Origin of the sequence: Leptospira stimsonii (assembly GCF_003545885.1) — a bacterium.
GTDB lineage: Bacteria > Spirochaetota > Leptospiria > Leptospirales > Leptospiraceae > Leptospira > Leptospira stimsonii.
In genome coordinates this window covers 573,648-591,724 of sequence record NZ_QHCT01000002.1, presented here as the reverse complement: position 1 = coordinate 591,724, position 18,077 = coordinate 573,648, and the positions used below count along the sequence as shown (strand labels likewise).

18 protein-coding genes are annotated in these 18,077 nt (G+C 38.9%); all 18 read left to right on the top strand.

Annotation, left to right across the window (positions count from 1 at the left end; genetic code table 11):
* The first annotated feature begins 160 nt into the window (after positions 1 to 160).
* The 18 genes from DLM75_RS10945 to DLM75_RS10860 all read left to right on the top strand — a co-directional run bounded on the left by DLM75_RS10945 (position 161) and on the right by DLM75_RS10860 (position 18,074).
* Positions 161 to 1,315: an N-acetyl sugar amidotransferase gene (locus tag DLM75_RS10945; protein ID WP_118968514.1), complete on the top strand. Its 1,155-nt coding sequence runs from the start codon at positions 161 to 163 to the stop codon at positions 1,313 to 1,315.
* Positions 1,316 to 1,336: 21 nt separating this feature from the next.
* Positions 1,337 to 2,107: an imidazole glycerol phosphate synthase subunit HisF gene (hisF, locus tag DLM75_RS10940; protein WP_118968513.1), complete on the top strand. Its 771-nt coding sequence runs from the start codon at positions 1,337 to 1,339 to the stop codon at positions 2,105 to 2,107.
* The gene (hisH, locus tag DLM75_RS10935; protein ID WP_118968512.1) at positions 2,094 to 2,741 is read left to right on the top strand and encodes an imidazole glycerol phosphate synthase subunit HisH; all 648 of its coding nucleotides are present in this window, start codon (positions 2,094 to 2,096) and stop codon (positions 2,739 to 2,741) included. Before hisF ends, hisH begins: the two co-directional genes overlap by 14 nt.
* Before the next feature lie 145 nt (positions 2,742 to 2,886).
* Positions 2,887 to 4,344 (top strand): polysaccharide biosynthesis PFTS motif protein, encoded by a 1,458-nt coding sequence (locus tag DLM75_RS24665; protein ID WP_346725259.1) that lies wholly within the window; start codon positions 2,887 to 2,889, stop codon positions 4,342 to 4,344.
* An 18-nt stretch (positions 4,345 to 4,362) separates the two neighbouring features.
* Positions 4,363 to 5,067 (top strand): 6-phosphogluconolactonase, encoded by a 705-nt coding sequence (pgl, locus tag DLM75_RS10925; RefSeq protein WP_118968510.1) that lies wholly within the window; start codon positions 4,363 to 4,365, stop codon positions 5,065 to 5,067.
* A gap of 64 nt (positions 5,068 to 5,131) precedes the next feature.
* Positions 5,132 to 5,989, top strand: coding sequence for an FkbM family methyltransferase (locus DLM75_RS10920; protein WP_241547882.1), 858 nt, complete (start codon positions 5,132 to 5,134; stop codon positions 5,987 to 5,989).
* 43 nt (positions 5,990 to 6,032) lie between these two features.
* A complete protein-coding gene (locus DLM75_RS10915; RefSeq protein ID WP_118968612.1) occupies positions 6,033 to 7,070 on the top strand; it encodes a Gfo/Idh/MocA family protein in 1,038 nt (345 codons plus the stop codon).
* Position 7,071: 1 nt separating this feature from the next.
* Positions 7,072 to 7,674: a D-sedoheptulose-7-phosphate isomerase gene (locus DLM75_RS10910; protein ID WP_118968509.1), complete on the top strand. Its 603-nt coding sequence runs from the start codon at positions 7,072 to 7,074 to the stop codon at positions 7,672 to 7,674.
* A gap of 8 nt (positions 7,675 to 7,682) precedes the next feature.
* Positions 7,683 to 8,405, top strand: a complete 723-nt coding sequence (locus DLM75_RS10905; protein WP_118968508.1) for an SDR family NAD(P)-dependent oxidoreductase — start codon at positions 7,683 to 7,685, stop codon at positions 8,403 to 8,405.
* A complete protein-coding gene (locus tag DLM75_RS10900) occupies positions 8,383 to 9,468 on the top strand; it encodes an AroB-related putative sugar phosphate phospholyase (cyclizing) (RefSeq protein ID WP_241547881.1) in 1,086 nt (361 codons plus the stop codon). Before DLM75_RS10905 ends, DLM75_RS10900 begins: the two co-directional genes overlap by 23 nt.
* Before the next feature lie 5 nt (positions 9,469 to 9,473).
* Positions 9,474 to 10,406 (top strand): phosphoglycerate dehydrogenase, encoded by a 933-nt coding sequence (locus DLM75_RS10895; protein WP_241547904.1) that lies wholly within the window; start codon positions 9,474 to 9,476, stop codon positions 10,404 to 10,406.
* Positions 10,407 to 10,429: 23 nt separating this feature from the next.
* Positions 10,430 to 11,518, top strand: a complete 1,089-nt coding sequence (locus DLM75_RS10890) for a pyridoxal phosphate-dependent aminotransferase (protein WP_118968507.1) — start codon at positions 10,430 to 10,432, stop codon at positions 11,516 to 11,518.
* Between the two features lie 2 nt (positions 11,519 to 11,520).
* Complete coding sequence (locus DLM75_RS10885; RefSeq protein WP_241547880.1) at positions 11,521 to 12,624, top strand: Gfo/Idh/MocA family protein; 1,104 nt, start codon at positions 11,521 to 11,523, stop codon at positions 12,622 to 12,624.
* Between the two features lie 52 nt (positions 12,625 to 12,676).
* Positions 12,677 to 13,447, top strand: coding sequence for a 3-deoxy-manno-octulosonate cytidylyltransferase (gene kdsB, locus DLM75_RS10880; protein ID WP_118968505.1), 771 nt, complete (start codon positions 12,677 to 12,679; stop codon positions 13,445 to 13,447).
* A gap of 129 nt (positions 13,448 to 13,576) precedes the next feature.
* A complete protein-coding gene (locus DLM75_RS10875) occupies positions 13,577 to 14,239 on the top strand; it encodes a methyltransferase domain-containing protein (protein ID WP_158586466.1) in 663 nt (220 codons plus the stop codon).
* 60 nt (positions 14,240 to 14,299) lie between these two features.
* A complete protein-coding gene (locus DLM75_RS10870) occupies positions 14,300 to 16,183 on the top strand; it encodes a TIGR04326 family surface carbohydrate biosynthesis protein (protein WP_118968503.1) in 1,884 nt (627 codons plus the stop codon).
* A 94-nt stretch (positions 16,184 to 16,277) separates the two neighbouring features.
* Positions 16,278 to 17,228 (top strand): glycosyltransferase family 2 protein, encoded by a 951-nt coding sequence (locus DLM75_RS10865; RefSeq protein ID WP_118968502.1) that lies wholly within the window; start codon positions 16,278 to 16,280, stop codon positions 17,226 to 17,228.
* A gap of 126 nt (positions 17,229 to 17,354) precedes the next feature.
* Entirely contained in the window at positions 17,355 to 18,074 is a 720-nt protein-coding gene (locus DLM75_RS10860; protein WP_118968501.1) for a class I SAM-dependent methyltransferase, read from the top strand.
* Positions 18,075 to 18,077 lie beyond the last annotated feature (3 nt).

Here is an 18,077-nt window from a genome sequence, read left to right as displayed (position 1 = left end):
GCAATCATTAGTTTCATTATGCAATCTAACTGTTGTTGAATTCGAAAAATGAATGTCGTTACACTTGCACAATCTTAGTCGCCGATTCGATTCCCTTTCATAAATTTATAGTGGGAATCAGATGAAATTATATCAAATAGAAAAAACTTAGGTTTAAAGAATGGAAAAGAAAGATTTAATAAAAAAATATAATTTACCTTCGGAAGTAAAATTTTGCGTAAAATGTACGGTTTCAAATCAACGTCCTAGAATTACGTTTGATGAGAAAGGAGTTTGTTCCGCATGTAATTACGCGGAATATAAAAGAAAGCACATCGATTGGAATCTCAGAGAGAAGGAATTGCATGAGCTTTGCAACCGGTACAGAAAAAATAATGGTGAGTATGATGTAATTGTACCTTGTAGCGGTGGGAAGGATGGCAGTTTTGTCGCGCATCAGCTGAAATATAAGTACAACATGAATCCGTTAACCGTCACATGGGCCCCACTAAAGGCGACAGAAATCGGTCGTAAAAACTTAGACGCATTTATTGCATCAGGATTTGATAATATTCTTGGTACACCGAACGGGAAGGTCACACGTAGATTAACCCACCTTGCTTTTCAGTTTTTAGGTGATCCTTTTCAGCCTTTTATTTATGGGCAAACAAATTTTCCATTACATATGGCAGTAAAGTATAGTGTTTCGTTGATCATGTATGGAGAGAATGGGGAAGTTGAATATGGCGGAGATATGAAGAATGCGTTTCGTCCGGACCGTGATATTCAGGATCACGATAAACATTATTTTTCCGGACTTCCTCCTGAGTTTTGGACTGAGCATGGCGTAAGCGAAGTCGATTTAAAGCCGTTCGTAGCGCCAAAATTTGATGATATCAAGAAGAATAATACTCAAATTCATTTCTTTGGTTATTATAAATTTTGGGATCCGCAGGAAAACTTTTACTATTGTAAGGAGCATACTGGTTTTTCTCCAAATACTGAGCGTTCGGAAGGAACTTATTCGAAATACGCTAGTTTAGATGATAGCATAGACGGCTTTCACTATTATTTGAGTTATATCAAATTTGGAATCGGCCGCGCCACATCTGATGCGGCGCATGAAATCAGAGACTCAAAGATTACCCGAGAAGAAGGAATTGCATTAGTTCAAAAATATGACGGTGAGTTTCCTAAAAAATATTTCAAGGACTTCCTTGAATATTGTTCTATTACCGAAGACGAATTCAATGAAGTCATTGATAGCTGGCGCTCCGATCACATTTGGAAAAAGCAGGATGGTGTTTGGAATTTGAAAAAACCCGTATGGGTTTAAAGATTCAATTTCGGCAAAAGAATGAGAAAGGTAAGATTAATCGCGCGCTTAGATATCAAAGGACCAAATTTGATAAAAGGGATTCACTTGGAAGGTCTTCGTGTGATTGGATCTCCGAGTGAATATGCTATACGTTACTATGAACAAGGTGCGGATGAACTAATCTATATGGATTGTGTGGCAAGTCTTTACGGTAGAAATAACTTGAGTGATATAGTAAAAAATGCCGCACACAATGTTTTTGTTCCGATTACCGTGGGTGGCGGAATTCGTTCAGTAGAGGACGTTACTCATCTACTTCGGTGTGGAGCGGATAAAGTCGCAATAAATACTGCGGCCGTTGCGAATCCAAATTTGATCAGTGATGTTGCGAGACGTTTTGGAAGTCAATGTATGGTACTATCCGTCGAGGCAAAAGAAGTAGGTGCCGGAAAGTGGGAAGTTTATACAGACAATGGCCGAGAGCGTTCCGGTCTTGATGTAATCGAATGGATCAAACGAGGTGTTTCACTGGGTGCAGGTGAAATTCTTTTGACTTCTATCGATCGGGAAGGAACTCGAAAAGGATTTGATATCCCACTTATAAGTGCGGTCACAAAAGACGTAACTGTTCCAGTAATCGCGAGCGGAGGAATGGGCAAGCCGGAAGATCTAATTGACGCGGTGAAACTTGGCGAAGCGGACGGCGTAGCAATGGCTGATATTCTTCATTATGATCGATCGACAATTGGCATTATTCGCAAAACGGCAGAGCAGGCAAATATAGAAGTGAGACATTATGAAAATACCTGATGTTTCCGTAATCGATTATGGCGTTGGAAATCTCCTCAGTGTTTGTAGAGCCTTTGAATACTTTGGAGCTAAGGTAGAGGCAACATCCGATCCTGAAATTATTCTTTCTTCTCCTCACGTTGTATTGCCTGGAGTGGGCGCGTTCGCTGACGGCATGAATGAATTAGAGCGTCAAGGTTTGGTTCCAATCGTTAAAAAAGTAGCTTCAAATGGGACGCCATTGTTAGGGATTTGTTTGGGAATGCAGATGTTATTGGAGGAAAGCGAGGAGTTTGGAATCACTGCCGGTCTTGGTTTGGTTGCTGGTAAAGTCGTCCCGGTTCCCGATAAAACGATCGATGGAAAAATGCAAAAAATTCCGCATATCGGTTGGAACGAATTAAAATTCGATATTGATAGCGATAATGAAAAACCGAATCTACTCAAGAACGTTCAGCCCGGTGATTCAGTTTACTTTGTTCATTCCTTTATGGCGATGCCGCAAGATCTGACGAACATAGTAGCTCATTGTAATTATGGAGGTCGAACGGTGACTGCGGTGATAAGAAATAAGAATGTTCACGGATGTCAGTTTCATCCCGAAAAAAGTGGGGCAGTGGGTCTTAATATCTTAAGAGGTTTTTTAACCTTATGATTAATTCTAAAAGAGTCGATTTTATATTTCTTTCTTCTTTTCAACGGAAAAATTGAAACTAAATAGTAATCATTGTAATCTTTCCTTCGACCAAGAAATCCAAAAAGTTTTCGAACAATTCCTTTCTCGATTACCTTCTTTTTTGGTGTATTCTTCTCAAGTATTGTCGGAGCGTCTAACGCAGAGAGTTATAGAGATCGGGCGTCTTCCGTTTACATTGACTTCTAAATACTTTTATGAGAAAGAGGAAAAATCGATTCCCATCGGATTCAAATTAGATTGTGGTCGAGCCGAAATCGAGATCGGTTCGGGAGTTGTTTCAGTTTCTTGGAAGCAATGGCTTTATAATCAAGCTGAATTTATTCTACATTGGGGGTATTGTTTTCTCAATATATTCAGAATTGGTTTCTATAAGAATTCTCCACCTGCAACCCTAATCTTTGGAATTGGGGAAGAGAGCCTTTTTATAGAAAAAAGTGATCAAAGATTCGTTGAATATTGTAGGTCAGGACAAATTCCGCCACTTAAGAATGGGAAGTGGTTCTTGATTCAATCTTTTTCAGGTAATATCTCATCCAACCCATCTGAATTTTCTTACGTTAAAAATCCTTTATTAAGTCTTCTTTCTGAAACCCGATTGGGGTTTTTAGGTCGAGTGGAGCTTCTTTTAAATCATAGTATTCTTATATTTTTGTATTCTTATTTAGTTTTTCGTTTTCGTTCTCTCTCCTTGATTGCAAAGGACTTTGCCTACATTGCCATTTTGGACTCTCTAGATAAACGTCAAAAAATTCAGGAAATTTATTTGACCTGTTCATCCTTCGGTATTCAGCCTCTTTGGATGAGGTCTCTGAAGAATGCCGAAACGAATATGATTTGGTATGCCCAGAACTGGCAACCGATTGTAAAGCTTCCAGAGAAGAAAAAATCTAATATTCCATTTTTGCGTTGGATTCGAGTGGATCGAAATTGGGTTTGGACTCACTCCTTTGCAGACTATTTAAAAACACTTTCTCCTAAAGCAAAGATTGAATCAGTCGGACCGATTGTTTGGTATTCTCCTAATGCTTCGGTAAAACCGCCCGTTGATGAAATACAGATTACCGTGTTTGATATATCACCTTATTCCGATGAAATTGCGCTTGAATACTGTGAATTTCCAAACTATAATCGCCCGGCTAATTTGAATCTATTTATAGAAGATATACTTTCTTTGAAGACGGATTTAGAAAAGAAGTATTCGTTACCCGTAAGAGTAAGACTTAAAACGAAACGAGGTTATCGATCATCGTATGACAGACAATATTTCGATACTTTGGAAAAATTAGATAGAAAAGGAGGAATAAACTTATTATATCATATGGCCGACGTTTTTAATGTGATTTCGGAAAGTCACTTCATTATCGTTTATCCTTTTTCATCTCCGGCTTATATTGCCGAACACCTAAAGATTCCTGCTATCTACTACGATCCAACGAGTTCGATTCTAAGATGGGATTTCGCAGATTCGGAATCCTGGATTCACTTTGCACATTCACGCAAAGAATTGGAATCTTTATCTGTTAGAGAACTCAATAAGTCATTTGCTGAAGATTTTTCATAAGATGAGCTCAATGAATCAATGAAGACAGAATCTACTTTTCCAAAAATAATCTCGTATCCGAATGATCAATGGATTGAGTCTGTATCGAGGGAAATCCAAAATACGATTCTTTCAACCATTGAAACGAAAGGAAGCTGTGATCTGATGCTAACCGGAGGTAGAACGGCTGGGTTACTTTATAAATATTGGAAGGACTCTGCTTCTTTACCGATCAAGAATATCCGATTTTGGTTTGGAGATGAACGTTGTGTGCCCCCTGACCATCCGGAAAGTAATTACGGCCTTGTGATAAGAACCCTATTGTCGGATTCTCCGGACGCAGTGATCGCAAGAATGGAAGGAGAAGATCCGGATATGGACGCCTCTGCCCTTCGTTATGAACGATTGCTACCTATTCAAATAGATGTTATGCTTTTAGGATTGGGCGAGGACGGCCACATAGCTTCGCTATTTCCAAATGACGACGCGTTAAATTCAAAGAATCGTTCTGTACTTCATGTTGTTGGTTCGAAACTGCCAAAAAATCGAATAACTGTTACGCCGCGGGTCATTCGGAATACTAAGTTTATATATGTCCTTGCTTTCGGCGAAGAAAAAGGAAAAGTTCTTTCAAAAGCTTTGGAGGATTTGGATGATTATCGATCTCTTCCAGTCAGATTAACTCGGAAAGGCACTTGGTTGTTGGACGAATTTGCAGCAAAAAGTATCCGAATAGAAAAATAAAGTTCGAATCCGCCTTCAAATCAAACAAATTCATTTCTTATAATATGTATTTAGGAGTCAAACTTTGAAAAAAGTTATCAAATCCGTACTAACCTTTGCGGTAAACTGTTTACTTGCTTTTTTTGAAAAGGGGAAGCTGGGCGGGTATATGCAGACTGAGATTCTTAGGAATTTGATGGATCGCAAAAAAGAAGTAAACTATGGAAGTTTAATTCTCAGTTTTGCTATTCCGAACGCCTTAAATCGTTATCGAGCCGATACGTTTGTCACAAAAGAACCTGAAACCTTAGAATGGATCGATAGCATTCCTAGTGGATCAATTTTTTGGGACATCGGAGCGAACGTTGGGTTATATTCTTGTTATGCGGCAAAAAAAAGAAACTGCAGAGTATTTTCTTTTGAACCGTCCGTATTCAACTTAGAATTATTAGCGAGAAATATTTATTTGAACGATCTTGGTGACCGGGTAACAATCATTCCGCTTCCACTTTCGGAGAAACTTTCGTTTAGCAAGCTCAATATGACTACGAAGGAATGGGGAGGTGCGCTTTCCACATACGATCAAAACTATGGACACGACGGAAAGCCTATGAGGACAGTTTTCAATTTTCCAACGATAGGTCTATCCATGGATGAATCCGCTAATTTACTTAAAATCCCTCAACCTACGTACATCAAAATGGATGTAGACGGAATCGAGCATTTAATACTAAAAGGCGGTAAAAAAGTTTTATCAAAGGTGAAAGGAATCTTAATCGAGATCAATGACAGTTTCGACGAGCAAACGAAAGAATCTCGTAAGTATTTAGAAAAAGCGGGATTTCAATTAAAAGAAAAACGCCATGCCGAGGAATTTAATACGGGTATGGCGCAATTTACCTTTAACCAGATATGGATTCGAAAAATGAAAACGAAGGCATAAATCTTTGAAAGAAAATTACAGCATAGAAAGCGAGATTTATCAAATGAAAAAATTGAGAGTTGGGATTGCCGGTTTCGGAGTAGTCGGAAAACGCCGAAAGGAATATATCGATCGTCATCCGAATTTGGAAGTTGTCGCAGTTTGTGACAAAAGCTTTGGTAAAGATGGAATTTTAGAAAACCACATTCGATATTATCAAAATTATAAAGATCTTTTAAAAGAAGAATTGGATGCTTTGATCGTCTGCCTCACGAACGACATCGCGGCGGAAGTTACGATTGCGGGCTTGGAGGCAGGTCTTCATGTGTTTTGTGAAAAACCACCGGGACGAAATGTTGAAGATATCGTTCGGGTTATTGAACACGAGAAAAAGAATCCTTCATTGAAATTGATGTATGGTTTTAACCATCGATATCACGATTCTATCCAGGAGGCTCTGAAGATACTGCGTTCAGGGGAGCTAGGCAAAGTAATCAATTTGAGGGGACTGTATGGAAAATCGAAACTCATCACTTTTAATCAACCGGATTGGCGCACAAAACGCGAGGTTGCAGGCGGTGGGGTTTTATTAGATCAAGGAATTCATATCGTTGATTTGATGCGTTTATTCGCAGGTGAGTTTGAAGAAATTCATAGTTTCATTTCGAATGGACATTGGAAATACGATGTCGAAGATAATGCTTACGCAATCATGAGGACAAATGACGGGGTTGTTGGGATGTTGAATTCTTCGGCGACACAGTGGAGACATCGTTTTCATCTTGACATCAATCTCGAGAAAGGAAGTCTAATTTTAGGGGGAATTCTCTCCGGAACAAAAAGTTACGGTGCAGAAACGCTTACCATCGTTTACGCGGATCCCGATAACGATGGCGGTGATCCTAAAGAACAGACGATACGTTACAATAAAGATCCGTCTTGGAATGAAGAGATTATCGCTTTCGCCGACTGTATCTTGAATGACAAGCCGGTTCAATTTGGAACGTCAAGCGATGCTTTACAGACGATGAAGCTCGTTTTTAAAATATACTATTCCGATCCAATCTGGCAAAAAAAATACAATATAAAGGAACCGAACTAAGATGAATAATATAGATCGTTTTTTCACAACTGATCCCGTAAATTTTGCGGCCGCTTATATTCAGTATCTCCAAACCGTATTACAAAATGTGAGTACTGTTGAAATCGGAAGATTTATTGAAACATTGTTGGATGCAAGGAAACGAGGAGTCACAATTTTCTTTATCGGAAACGGAGGAAGCGCGGCGACAGCGAGCCACTTTGCAAACGATATCTCCATTGGAACGAATGAATATGAAACCCCATTTCGCGCGCTTAGCCTGACGGATAACGTTCCTATCATATCTGCAATTGGAAATGATTTTGGTTACGAGGATATATTTGTAAGACAACTTAAAGTATTAGGAAAAAAAGGAGATGTTTTGGTCTCCATTTCTGCTTCCGGGAATTCTCCTAACTTAATTAAGGCAATGGAATATGCCCATAGTGTTGGAATAAAGACAGTTGCTATTACTGCGTTCGACGGTGGAAAGATGAAACCTTTAGCTAATGAAGGAATCCACGTTCCAACGGATCCGAAAGAATATGGTCCGGCTGAGGATGCTCATATGGTTTTGGATCACCTGGTAGGCGCCTACTTAATGCGTATTATCAAACAAAAATAAATTCTAAGATGCGTTTCGAAGGTAAGAAAGTTTTTATTTCCGGTGCAAGCAAGGGAATCGGAAAGTCAATTGCAAATGCATTCTTAGAAGAGGGTGCTTTTGTGTTTGGTTCCTCTACGGGAGGTAAAAAAGAAACCAGTGACTTACCAAATTGCCAGGAATGGTTTTTCGCAGACTTCAACGATATTGATCAAATAAAAAAATGTGCTAATTTTTTAAGAAAAATCGAACCAGATATTTTAATTAATAACGCCGGTATTAATAAGATCGCTCCTTTTGTTAGTATCGAACCTGAGGATTTTCTTTCCATTCACCGAGTAAATGTCTTTGCTCCTTTTCTGCTTTGCCAATCCGTACTTCCTTCTATGATCTTAAAAAGCTGGGGAAGAATAGTAAATATTTCTTCCATTTGGGGAAAAATTAGTAAGGAACAAAGGGCTTCTTACTCTTCCAGTAAGTTTGCGATCGATGGGATGACTATCGCATTGGCGGCTGAGCATTCTATGAATGGTATTCTTGCAAATTGTGTCGCTCCAGGATTTACCGATACTGAATTAACAAGACGCGTGTTAGGTGAAGAGGGAATCCGGAATTTAGTAGCTAATGTCCCGCTTCGGAGAATGGGGACTGTGGATGAGATTGCTCGTTTAGTCTTATGGCTTTCGAGCGAAGAAAACAGTTATGTAACCGGTCAAAATATTTCTATAGATGGTGGTTTCACTCGTGTCTGATCAGATACAAATTCAATCTCATAAAGGGCCCTATTCGGTTCTATTCAACGAAGACTTACTTTCTGATTTTCCTTTGTTCGGGGGAAAAGAACTTCATTTTTTAATCGATTCTAATATCGCCAGGTTGTATGCGTCGCAATTTGAGTTTGTCGTAAATCATCGCAATTCAATTCAAATCGACGCGAAAGAAGACAATAAGACGTTGGAAAAAATTATTCCAGTCATTGAAACGTTGGTAACTAATGGAATTCGTAGAGACCATATTTTAGTTGCGATCGGTGGTGGCATTGTTCAGGACATTACATGTTTTATTTCTAGCGTTTTATTGAGGGGGGTATCCTGGAGATTCATTCCCACCACACTTTTGGCGCAAGCGGATTCATGTATCGGTTCAAAAAGTTCCGTCAATTTAAAAGATACTAAGAATATTATAGGTACATTTAATCCTCCGACTGAAATACATATTTGTACTCAATTCTTAGATACATTAGAAAAAAAGGATATTCATTCGGGTATCGGAGAAATTATCAAAGTTCATGCTATCGACGGAATCGATTCTTTTAATTCATTAGCGAAAGACTTTGATCAATTGTTTACGGACCGCTCCCTTCTTCGCAGATATATTTGCGAGGCGCTCTTGATTAAGAAACGTTTTATAGAAGAAGACGAGTTCGATCAAGGGATTCGCAATATCTTTAATTATGGACATAGCTTCGGTCATTCTATTGAATCTGCTACTGATTACGCAATTCCGCACGGAGTAGCCGTAACGATCGGGATGGATATGGCAAATTTTATCGCCGCTAAACGAGGCTTATTGCCTCGTAGGGACTTTGAGAGAATGCACGAAATATTAAATAAAAATTATTCCGATTTTTCCAAAGTCAATATTTCGATCGAAAGGGTCATGGGTGCTCTTAAAAAAGACAAAAAAAATACCTCCTCGATGCTAGGCCTAATTTTTGCAGTTGGTGACAAAGCCGATATTCAGAGAATTCAAGTTCCTCCTGATTCGGAATTTCAATCCCAATGCGAAGAGTTCTTACAGGAGCTGAAAGCTTGAATTCTGTGACTAAAGTGGCTGTCTGTTCGCGTTCTTTTTCAAATAACACGATTCTTAGAAACGAGTTACTTCAAAAATATCAAAATGTTACTTTTAACGATAAAGGACTACAGTTAAAGGGAGATAGTCTGGTTAGTTTTTTGTCGGGTCACGAAAAGGCGATCACCGCGTTGGAAGTCCTGGATGAGTACGTACTTTCTAAATTGCCTGAACTCAAAGTAATAGGGAAATATGGAGTAGGCTTAGATATGATTGATATGTCTGCAATGAGAAAATACGGTAAAAAATTGGGTTGGACCGGAGGTGTAAATCGAAGATCCGTTTCCGAGTTGGTAATAGCCTTTGCAATCTCAATGCTTAGAAATATTCCGCAAGCTAATCGTGAGGTAATCTCCGGAGCCTGGAGGCAGCATGTAGGTGGATATCTCTCCGGTAGAACCGTAGGCATCATTGGTTGCGGACATATAGGTAAAGATTTAACTAAACTTCTTAAGGCATTCGGTTGCAATATTCTCGTAAATGATATTCAAGATTATTCTGACTTCTACAGTGAAAATGATCTTTCATCGGTTACCATTGAGCACCTATTAGAAAATTCTGATATTGTTACATTGCATGTACCTTTAAATGATAGTACGCGTAATATTCTCGATTCTTCAAAACTTTCTTTAATGAAATCGACCGCGATACTTATCAATACTGCTAGAGGTGAGCTGGTTGACGAAACGGCGCTCAAACGATGTCTAAAAGAAAATAGAATTGCCGCCGCCGCCTTTGACGTTTTTGCGGTAGAACCTCCGAAAGATCAGGAGTTATTATCTTTACCTAATTTTTTAGCGACGCCACATATTGGAGGTAGCGCGGCGGAAGCAATTCTCGCGATGGGAAGGTCCGCTATCTTAGGTTTGGATGAAAACTATATTCCGAGTTTTACCTAACCTAAAGAAAGGAAATTCATTCGATGGCAATACGTCCTAAAAAATCTTTGCTGAATCCGAATCTATTTCGGCCAAGCGCGTTAAAATCTGTTCCAAGAAGTCGGGAACCAATTTGGCTTGATAAGAACGAGAATTTAGATTCTATCCTAATGAATCTTAATCATTCTATTCTTTTAGAGTTGCCTTTGGACGCGATCGCTACCTATCCTGAAGCAGGTGAGACATATCGAAAACTCTCTGATTATGTTGGAGTAGAGCCAGAATCACTGATTCTAACTCCCGGGAGTGATGGTGCAATTCGATATGCGTTCGAGGCTTTCGTTGATCCAGGGGATTATGTAATGCACACGTCTCCAACGTTTGCAATGTATTCGGTTTATTGTCAGATGTTCGGTGCGAACGCTATAACCATTGAATATACTAGAAAAGAAGAAAAACCGTATCTTGATTTGAATCAGATCAAAGATAATCTTAAAAAGTATAAACCGAAGTTGCTATGCTTACCGAATCCTGATAGTCCAACAGGTACTATAATTGCCGCTGGAGAATTATCTGAAATATTAAATCTGTGTGAGCAAACAGGAACTGTTTTGCTCTTAGACGAAGCTTACTTCCCTTTCTACGATTGGACGGGCGTTCCATGGACAAAAAGATCTTCTAATCTCGTAGTTGCTAGGACGTTTGCAAAGGCTTGGGGGCTCGCAGGATTGAGAGTGGGTTACGCTGTCGCCGCTCCGAACACGATCGACTTATTTCATAAAATTCGACCAATGTATGAAGTGAATACATTGGCTGTTGAATTCCTTTCCAGAGCTCTCGATAGAGAAGTAAATATGAAAGAATCTGTTGTAAGAATCAAAGATGGAAAAAAGTTTTTTGAAGATAAAATGCGATCTTTCGGATTCGGAGTTTTACAAACGGAAGGGAATTTTACGCACGTTGATTTTGGAAGATTTGGCAAATCTGTGCATTCGACTCTTTTCAATAAAGTGTATTATAGACAAGCATTTGAGCAACCTTGTCTTAAAGGGTATAGCAGATTTTCCGTGGCACCGATATCGGTGATGAAAGAAGTGGTGGAATTAATTGAAGAAACGGTGAAAGCAGAATGAGTATGAATCAGAATGTAAAGATAGCAATCATAGGGTGTGGCCGGATCTCAGGTCACCACTGTCGATCCATTATTGAAACCGATGGAGTCGAGCTCGTCGCTGTATGCGATCTTGATATTGAAAAAGCAAAAGCTTACCAGAATGATTTCGGAGCGAAAGCCTACGACAACTACCATCAGATGTTGATTGAAAATAAAGATATCAGTACGGTTGCGATCGTGACTCCTTCCGGAATGCACTATGAGCATTCGTTGGATATTATTTCGAAATATCAGAAAAACATAATCGTGGAAAAACCCACGTTCATGAGGCCGTCCCAAGTAAAAGAGGTTTATGATGCCGCCGCAAAGGCAGGAGTCAAAATCTTTGCAGTTTTCCAAAATCGCCATAATCTTGCCGTTCAACGAGTCTTACTTGGTTTGCAAAAAGGGGAACTAGGTAAATTACGTTCCGCGAATGTTCGCGTTCGCTGGTGTCGCCCTCAACGTTACTATGACTTGGCTCCCTGGCGCGGAACTTATTCTATGGATGGGGGATGTCTAACAAATCAAGGAATTCATCATATTGATTTACTTAAGCTATTGGGTGGTCAAGTAAAGCGTGTCATAAGTATTCATAAAACCTTAGGTGCAGATATCGAAGTGGAAGACACTGCGACTGCCATTTTAGAATTTGAAAGTGGCGCCATCGGTTCTTTAGAAATTACTACTGCGGCACGGCCAATCGACTTTGAAGCAAGTTTGTCTTTGGTATGCGAGAACGGTTTGGCACAAATCGGCGGAATCGCAGTCAACGAATTACAAATATATTCTCCGGATCCAACTGCTTGTGAAAGCAACTCCGAAGACTTTTCCGGAAACGTCTACGGAAACGGACACGCAAAAATATACGAGGAAATTGCTCAAACTTTCAAAGGGAATCGTGAATTTCCAGTAACTTTTGAGGATACGTTCTCTACTATTCAGCTTCTAAATGCCTTTTACATTGCAGACGAGAGGGACGAATGGGTTGACGTAAAAACGGCAAATGACAGCGCTCGCTTAGGCAGAGAGAATGAAAAAATAGCAAATCTTTATAGAACAAAGCTTCCAAGTGTTTTGAGTTAGAAAGCTCCGCTCTTGTTAGATTCAACAAAACAAATTCAAAAGGAAACTTTAGATGAAAGTGATAGGAATTATACCTGCAAGAATGGCCGCTTCCCGTTTTCCTGGAAAGCCCCTTTATCCAATACATGGTAAACCAATGCTTGAGCATGTTTACTGCAGAGCAAAGATGTATTCTGGATGGGACCATTTAGTTGTCGCGACGTGTGATCAGGAAATCGAGCAATTTTCAAAGTCTAAAAGTTTTCCAGTGGTAATGACTGGAAATCACCATACTAGAGCACTGGATCGAGTTGCGGAAGCGATGACCCTTCTTGACACGAAAGTAGCGGATGATGATATCATCGTTTGTGTTCAAGGCGACGAACCGATGATGAGACCCGACATGATTGAAGCGGCCGTTGCGCCGCTATTATCTAATTCTAATATTCCCTGTACAGTATTAGCAATGCATATTGTAGATAAGGAAATCTGGCTTAATCCGGATACGGTAAAGATTATTCATAACGCCGCGGGGGAAGTATTATATACCTCCCGTGCACCGTTACCATATTGTAAAGGAGAGTTTTCTCACGAGCTGATGGCGCGACGAATCTATGGAATCTTTGCGTTTCGCTCAAAATATCTGAAGCAGTTTACTGAGCATTCGGAAACAAGATTAGAGCAGTTAGAGGCCTGTGATAGCAACCGAATCTTAGATATGTCTTTTGCACAGTTTATTGCACCGTATCCTAATATTGAATCTTTTTCGGTCGATAGTCCAGAGGATATCCAGCTTGTAGAAAAATATATGCTATCCGATTCTCTTTGGAAAGAATACAATTAAATCACGTTAGTAAAAATTATAGGATAGTAATATACTTCGATGAAAAATATACCATATCAAACGGAAGAGCTATCTCATTACTTTGACAAGAACCGAATAACATGGTCTCAGTTTTACGAATCGGAGAGAGTGATTATTAGTCAAATTAATCCGAATTCCTCTCAGTCGATTTTGGATATTGGTTGCGGGTGTGGAGGATTGGGGCTCGCACTAAGAGATCAGTTTGGTGTTAATCAATATACTGGCGTTGAGATCAATGAGGCCGCCGCAAAAACAGGGAGAGGAATGAACCCGAATGCAAATATTTATTGTGGCGACATTCTAGATCTGACTAAAATGGAGCTCAGTGGCAAACAATTTGATATTGTGTTTTCGCTGAGTTGTGTGGATTGGAATGTTCAGTATTTGGACATGCTACTTTCTGCTTGGAAGCACGTTCGCGCTGGTGGATATTTTATTTCTACTTTCCGCCTGACTGATAAAGAAGGCTGTATCGATATGAAAAAGTCTTATCAATTTATTAACTACGAAGGGATTAAAAAAGGGGAATTGGCTTCCTACGTTGTTCTCAACGCTAAAGAACTTCTGAAGCAAATTGAAACTTTTAATCCTTTAAAAATCAATGCTTATGGATATTGGGGTGATCCTTCGTCGACAGCGGTTACGCCCTATAAACGACTTTGTTTTGCGGCATTTTCGATTCAAAAAAGATCGGACAAGGATATTCAACCAATAGAATTTGATTTGAAAATGCCTACGGAAATTCTATCTAATATCTCTTCACCCGAATAAATTTAATTTAAGAAAAATTAAGGTTTCTGTTAGTTTTTTTTCTTTCAGACAACACTATCAATGAATAGATCCATAACATTATGGTGTCATGACGAGGAACCGACTCAAAAAGAAAATATTTGGTATTGGGCACGATATAATCAAGATCGAAATGAGGTTTCGATTCCAGCTTATTTGGAAGAAAACTCGGATCGCCTTCGATCGGAATATATAACGTTCATATACGATTTATCCGAAGCTACCGTTAAAGGAGTTGGAATTAGGCAATGGCTTGATTTGGGGGATGGATTTAGTTATTGGTGGATGACCTACCTTTCGGAAAAAAGTCCATTTAAGTCTCCTACTATTTATGATTGTTTGAGAATCCTTGCCTTTGAGGAATTACTCTTAATTCGAAAGCCGATCGAAGTGATTTTAGAGAGTTCTGATTCCTCACTTCATAAGAGTATTCGTCAACTCTGTAAGGAACTGAAGATACAGTTCAAACGCGGGTCGTCAAAAAGAGGAAGAGTAAAATATTCTTTAAAACGTATTTACTACGCACTTCCATTTTTTCTTCAAGCAATTTTGAGCCTGAGGCTTCTTTTTGTAAAATGGCCTTTGCGGAAGATTCAAACACCTAACTGGTTTTCGGGCGATCGGAATGTATTTTTTTGCTCCTATTTTTTTAATCTGGATCGCAAAGCGAGCAACGAAGGACGATTCCATTCTCACCAATGGGAAAGTTTACCAAAGCATATATTAAAGAATGGCTTTCATTCTAATTGGCTTCATCATATTCTTTTCAGCCCGGGAATGCCGAGCGTAAACATTGCAACAGAATGGGTAACAAAATATAACGTAAATAGCGAAACTGAAGGCATCCACAGTTTTATAGAGACATACTTGACTTGGAAGATTCTTTTCCGAGTTTTCGCAAAATGGATACTACTGAATATTCTTTCCTGGAGATTGCGAAGCATTTCTTCGTTCTTCTACTCCAAAAATTTTAAAGTTTGGCTCTGGCCGCATTTAAAACGCGATTGGCAAATCAGCATGACTGGTCCAGCCGCAATCAATAATTTACTCTGGTATGAACTTTTCGATAGCGTTCTCAAGAGTATTCCGCATCAGAAAATCGGTTTTTATCTTTGGGAGAATCAAGGTTGGGAAACTGCATTCTTACGGGCATGGAAGAAATACGGACATGGAAAAATTATCGGTGTTCCCCACGCGACAGTCGTCTATTGGCATTTGAATAATTTCGATGATCCTCGAAGTTTTGATAAAGGAAGAAAATTACCGAAACCGGTTCCTGACTATTTAGCAATAAACGGACCGGTTGCTAAAAATGCTTTTTTGAATTCTGGTTTTCCTAAAGAAAGACTTTTGGAAGTTGAGGCTTTGCGTTTTCAGTATCTATCCGATTCCGAAAACTTGAAACAAAAGAAAAGAAAACCCAAAAACAAGGATGCACTTCTTAAAGTTTTAATTCTAGGTGATTTTACTTTGGAGAGAACTCTGAAAATGCTACGTTGTATGGAAGAAGCGCTTCTTCTGGCTAAAACTTCAATCGTAATAGTTCTAAAGCCTCACCCATTTTGTAAGATTGATGAGAAGACATATCCAACTCTCACTTTTGAAATTATCGAAAAGCCAATTTCGGAAATTTTACCAGATTATGACTTTGCATTTTCAAGCAATACCTCCTCCGCAGGTTTGGATGCATTGTTGGGTGGAATCCCATTAGTCGTTTATATCGACGGAAAAGATTTTAATCATAGTCCACTCAGAGGCTTGGATGGAATTCGATTCGTCGGTAATCCAAAAGACTTGATCGATTCCTTTCAAGAAATGAAAGTTAAAGGAGTTTCTTGGTCAACGACTGATTTTTTCTGGTTGGATTCGGACCTTCCGAGATGGACTCAGGTTGTGAATCGATTTGAGTCAGAGAAGGTAAATTAGAATATTTATATGTTCAAGTTGTCTGAATTTATTTAAGTATTTTTATAAAAAATTCCTGATATATTCTACGTCGCTATCAACTGTAATTAATATAATGTCTCAGTTTTTTAATAGTAAAGATCTCTGTGTGCTTACTCCGACAAAAGATCGTCCGAATAAGATTGTAAATTTACTCAATAGCCTCACGAAACAGACTGCACCGGTTGGCCGAATTATTGTCGTTGCTAGCGGTCAAGACATCAGGGACGTCGTCGAAAAATATTCAAAACAACTTCCGCTTGAATACTATTTTTGCGAACCGCCAGGACAAGTTCGGCAGAGAAAATTAGGTGTCAGCAAATTGGATTCTCGTACAAAATTAGTAGCGACGTTGGACGACGACATTGTTCTTGAACCTGATGCAATCGAACGAATAGTTCAGTTTTGGAATGTAATAGAACCAGAGACTGCTGGCGTGGGCTTTAATATCGTAAATATTGCAGGTCACAAGTTTAGCTTTTTTAAAAGTCTTTTCTATTGTGATTCTAAATTTCCAGGGCTTGTATTAGAGAGCGGTTTTCCAACGTCGATCACGGATGTTAAAGAGAATGTTCGGACGGAATGGTTGAATGGAGGCGCAACGATTTGGAGACAGGATATTCTCATAGAAAATATACATAAGAAAGATTTGAACGCGAAGTGGGCTCCCTGTGAAGATTTGATTTTCAGTTATCCAATAGGCAAATTATTTCCGCTATATGTTTGCGCAGATTCAAGAGTCATACATGATGACATTGTGGTAAATAATCTAAGTCAGGATGAGCTGTGGTATAGAGGACGATCATTAGCTATGTGGATGATTTATTTTGTTTCCCAAAATCTAGATACTCTGAGCATTGCGAAATCGTCTGTGGCTTTAATCGCTATGTCCGTTTATAACTTATTCAAATATTCCTTTACAGGCAATTTAAGACTTCTCTCAATGGAAGTTGGTAGATTGAGTGGCTTATTTGGTGCAGTAATTCAAATATTAAGAAAACGAGATGTTTCTGAACTCCTTCGATAAATGCATCATCGTCAATTCGTTCGCATCCCGGATTCTTAATTTGTAATTGCAAAATGAACTTAGCTATTTGCCGAATTGCATCAAAAATAATATTTTAAACTCCATAGCTTAAATGCTTAAAAAATAATGAAAGTTGAAAAAAGATACTTAGACGGAAGTTATATAAAAAATAATCCAAATTGGGATCGTGAGGATTCGCCTTGGAAAGCAGAGAAAGTAGATTCGATTCTTAAGAAGTTTAAGATTGAGCCTAAATCAATATGCGAAATCGGATGTGGAACTGGCGATACCCTCGCGTATTTAGGAAATAAATATCCTTTCTCAAAGCTTGTTGGTTACGATGTTTCCCCCCAACTCCGATCTTTTTGGAATAGCATTGTTAAAAACCCCAGTTACCGGAACCGAATAAAATTTTATCTTGGAGACTTTGTATCGTTAAATAAAAGAAAACATGATGTTTTACTGATGCTGGATGTATTTGAACACGTAAGGGATCCGTTTACTTTTCTAGAAAACGCCTCTAAATGTGCAGAATTTTTTGTCTTTCATATTCCGCTTGATCTAAGCGTTATTTCTGTTCTGCGGAATACCCCTTTGATGAATGTACGTCATAAAGTTGGGCATTTACATTTTTACAATAAAGATTTAGCTCTTGAAACTCTTATAGATTCAGGTTTTGAGATTCTGCATTGGGCTTATACCCGAGCATCGCTGACTTCTCCGAATCGTTCTTTGAAGACTAAACTTATGAGTATTCCAAGATATTTACTCTATTTAATTAATAAAGATATCGGAGTAAGAATTTTCGGAGGCGAGACACTAATCGTTTTAGCAAAAGCAAAATGATAG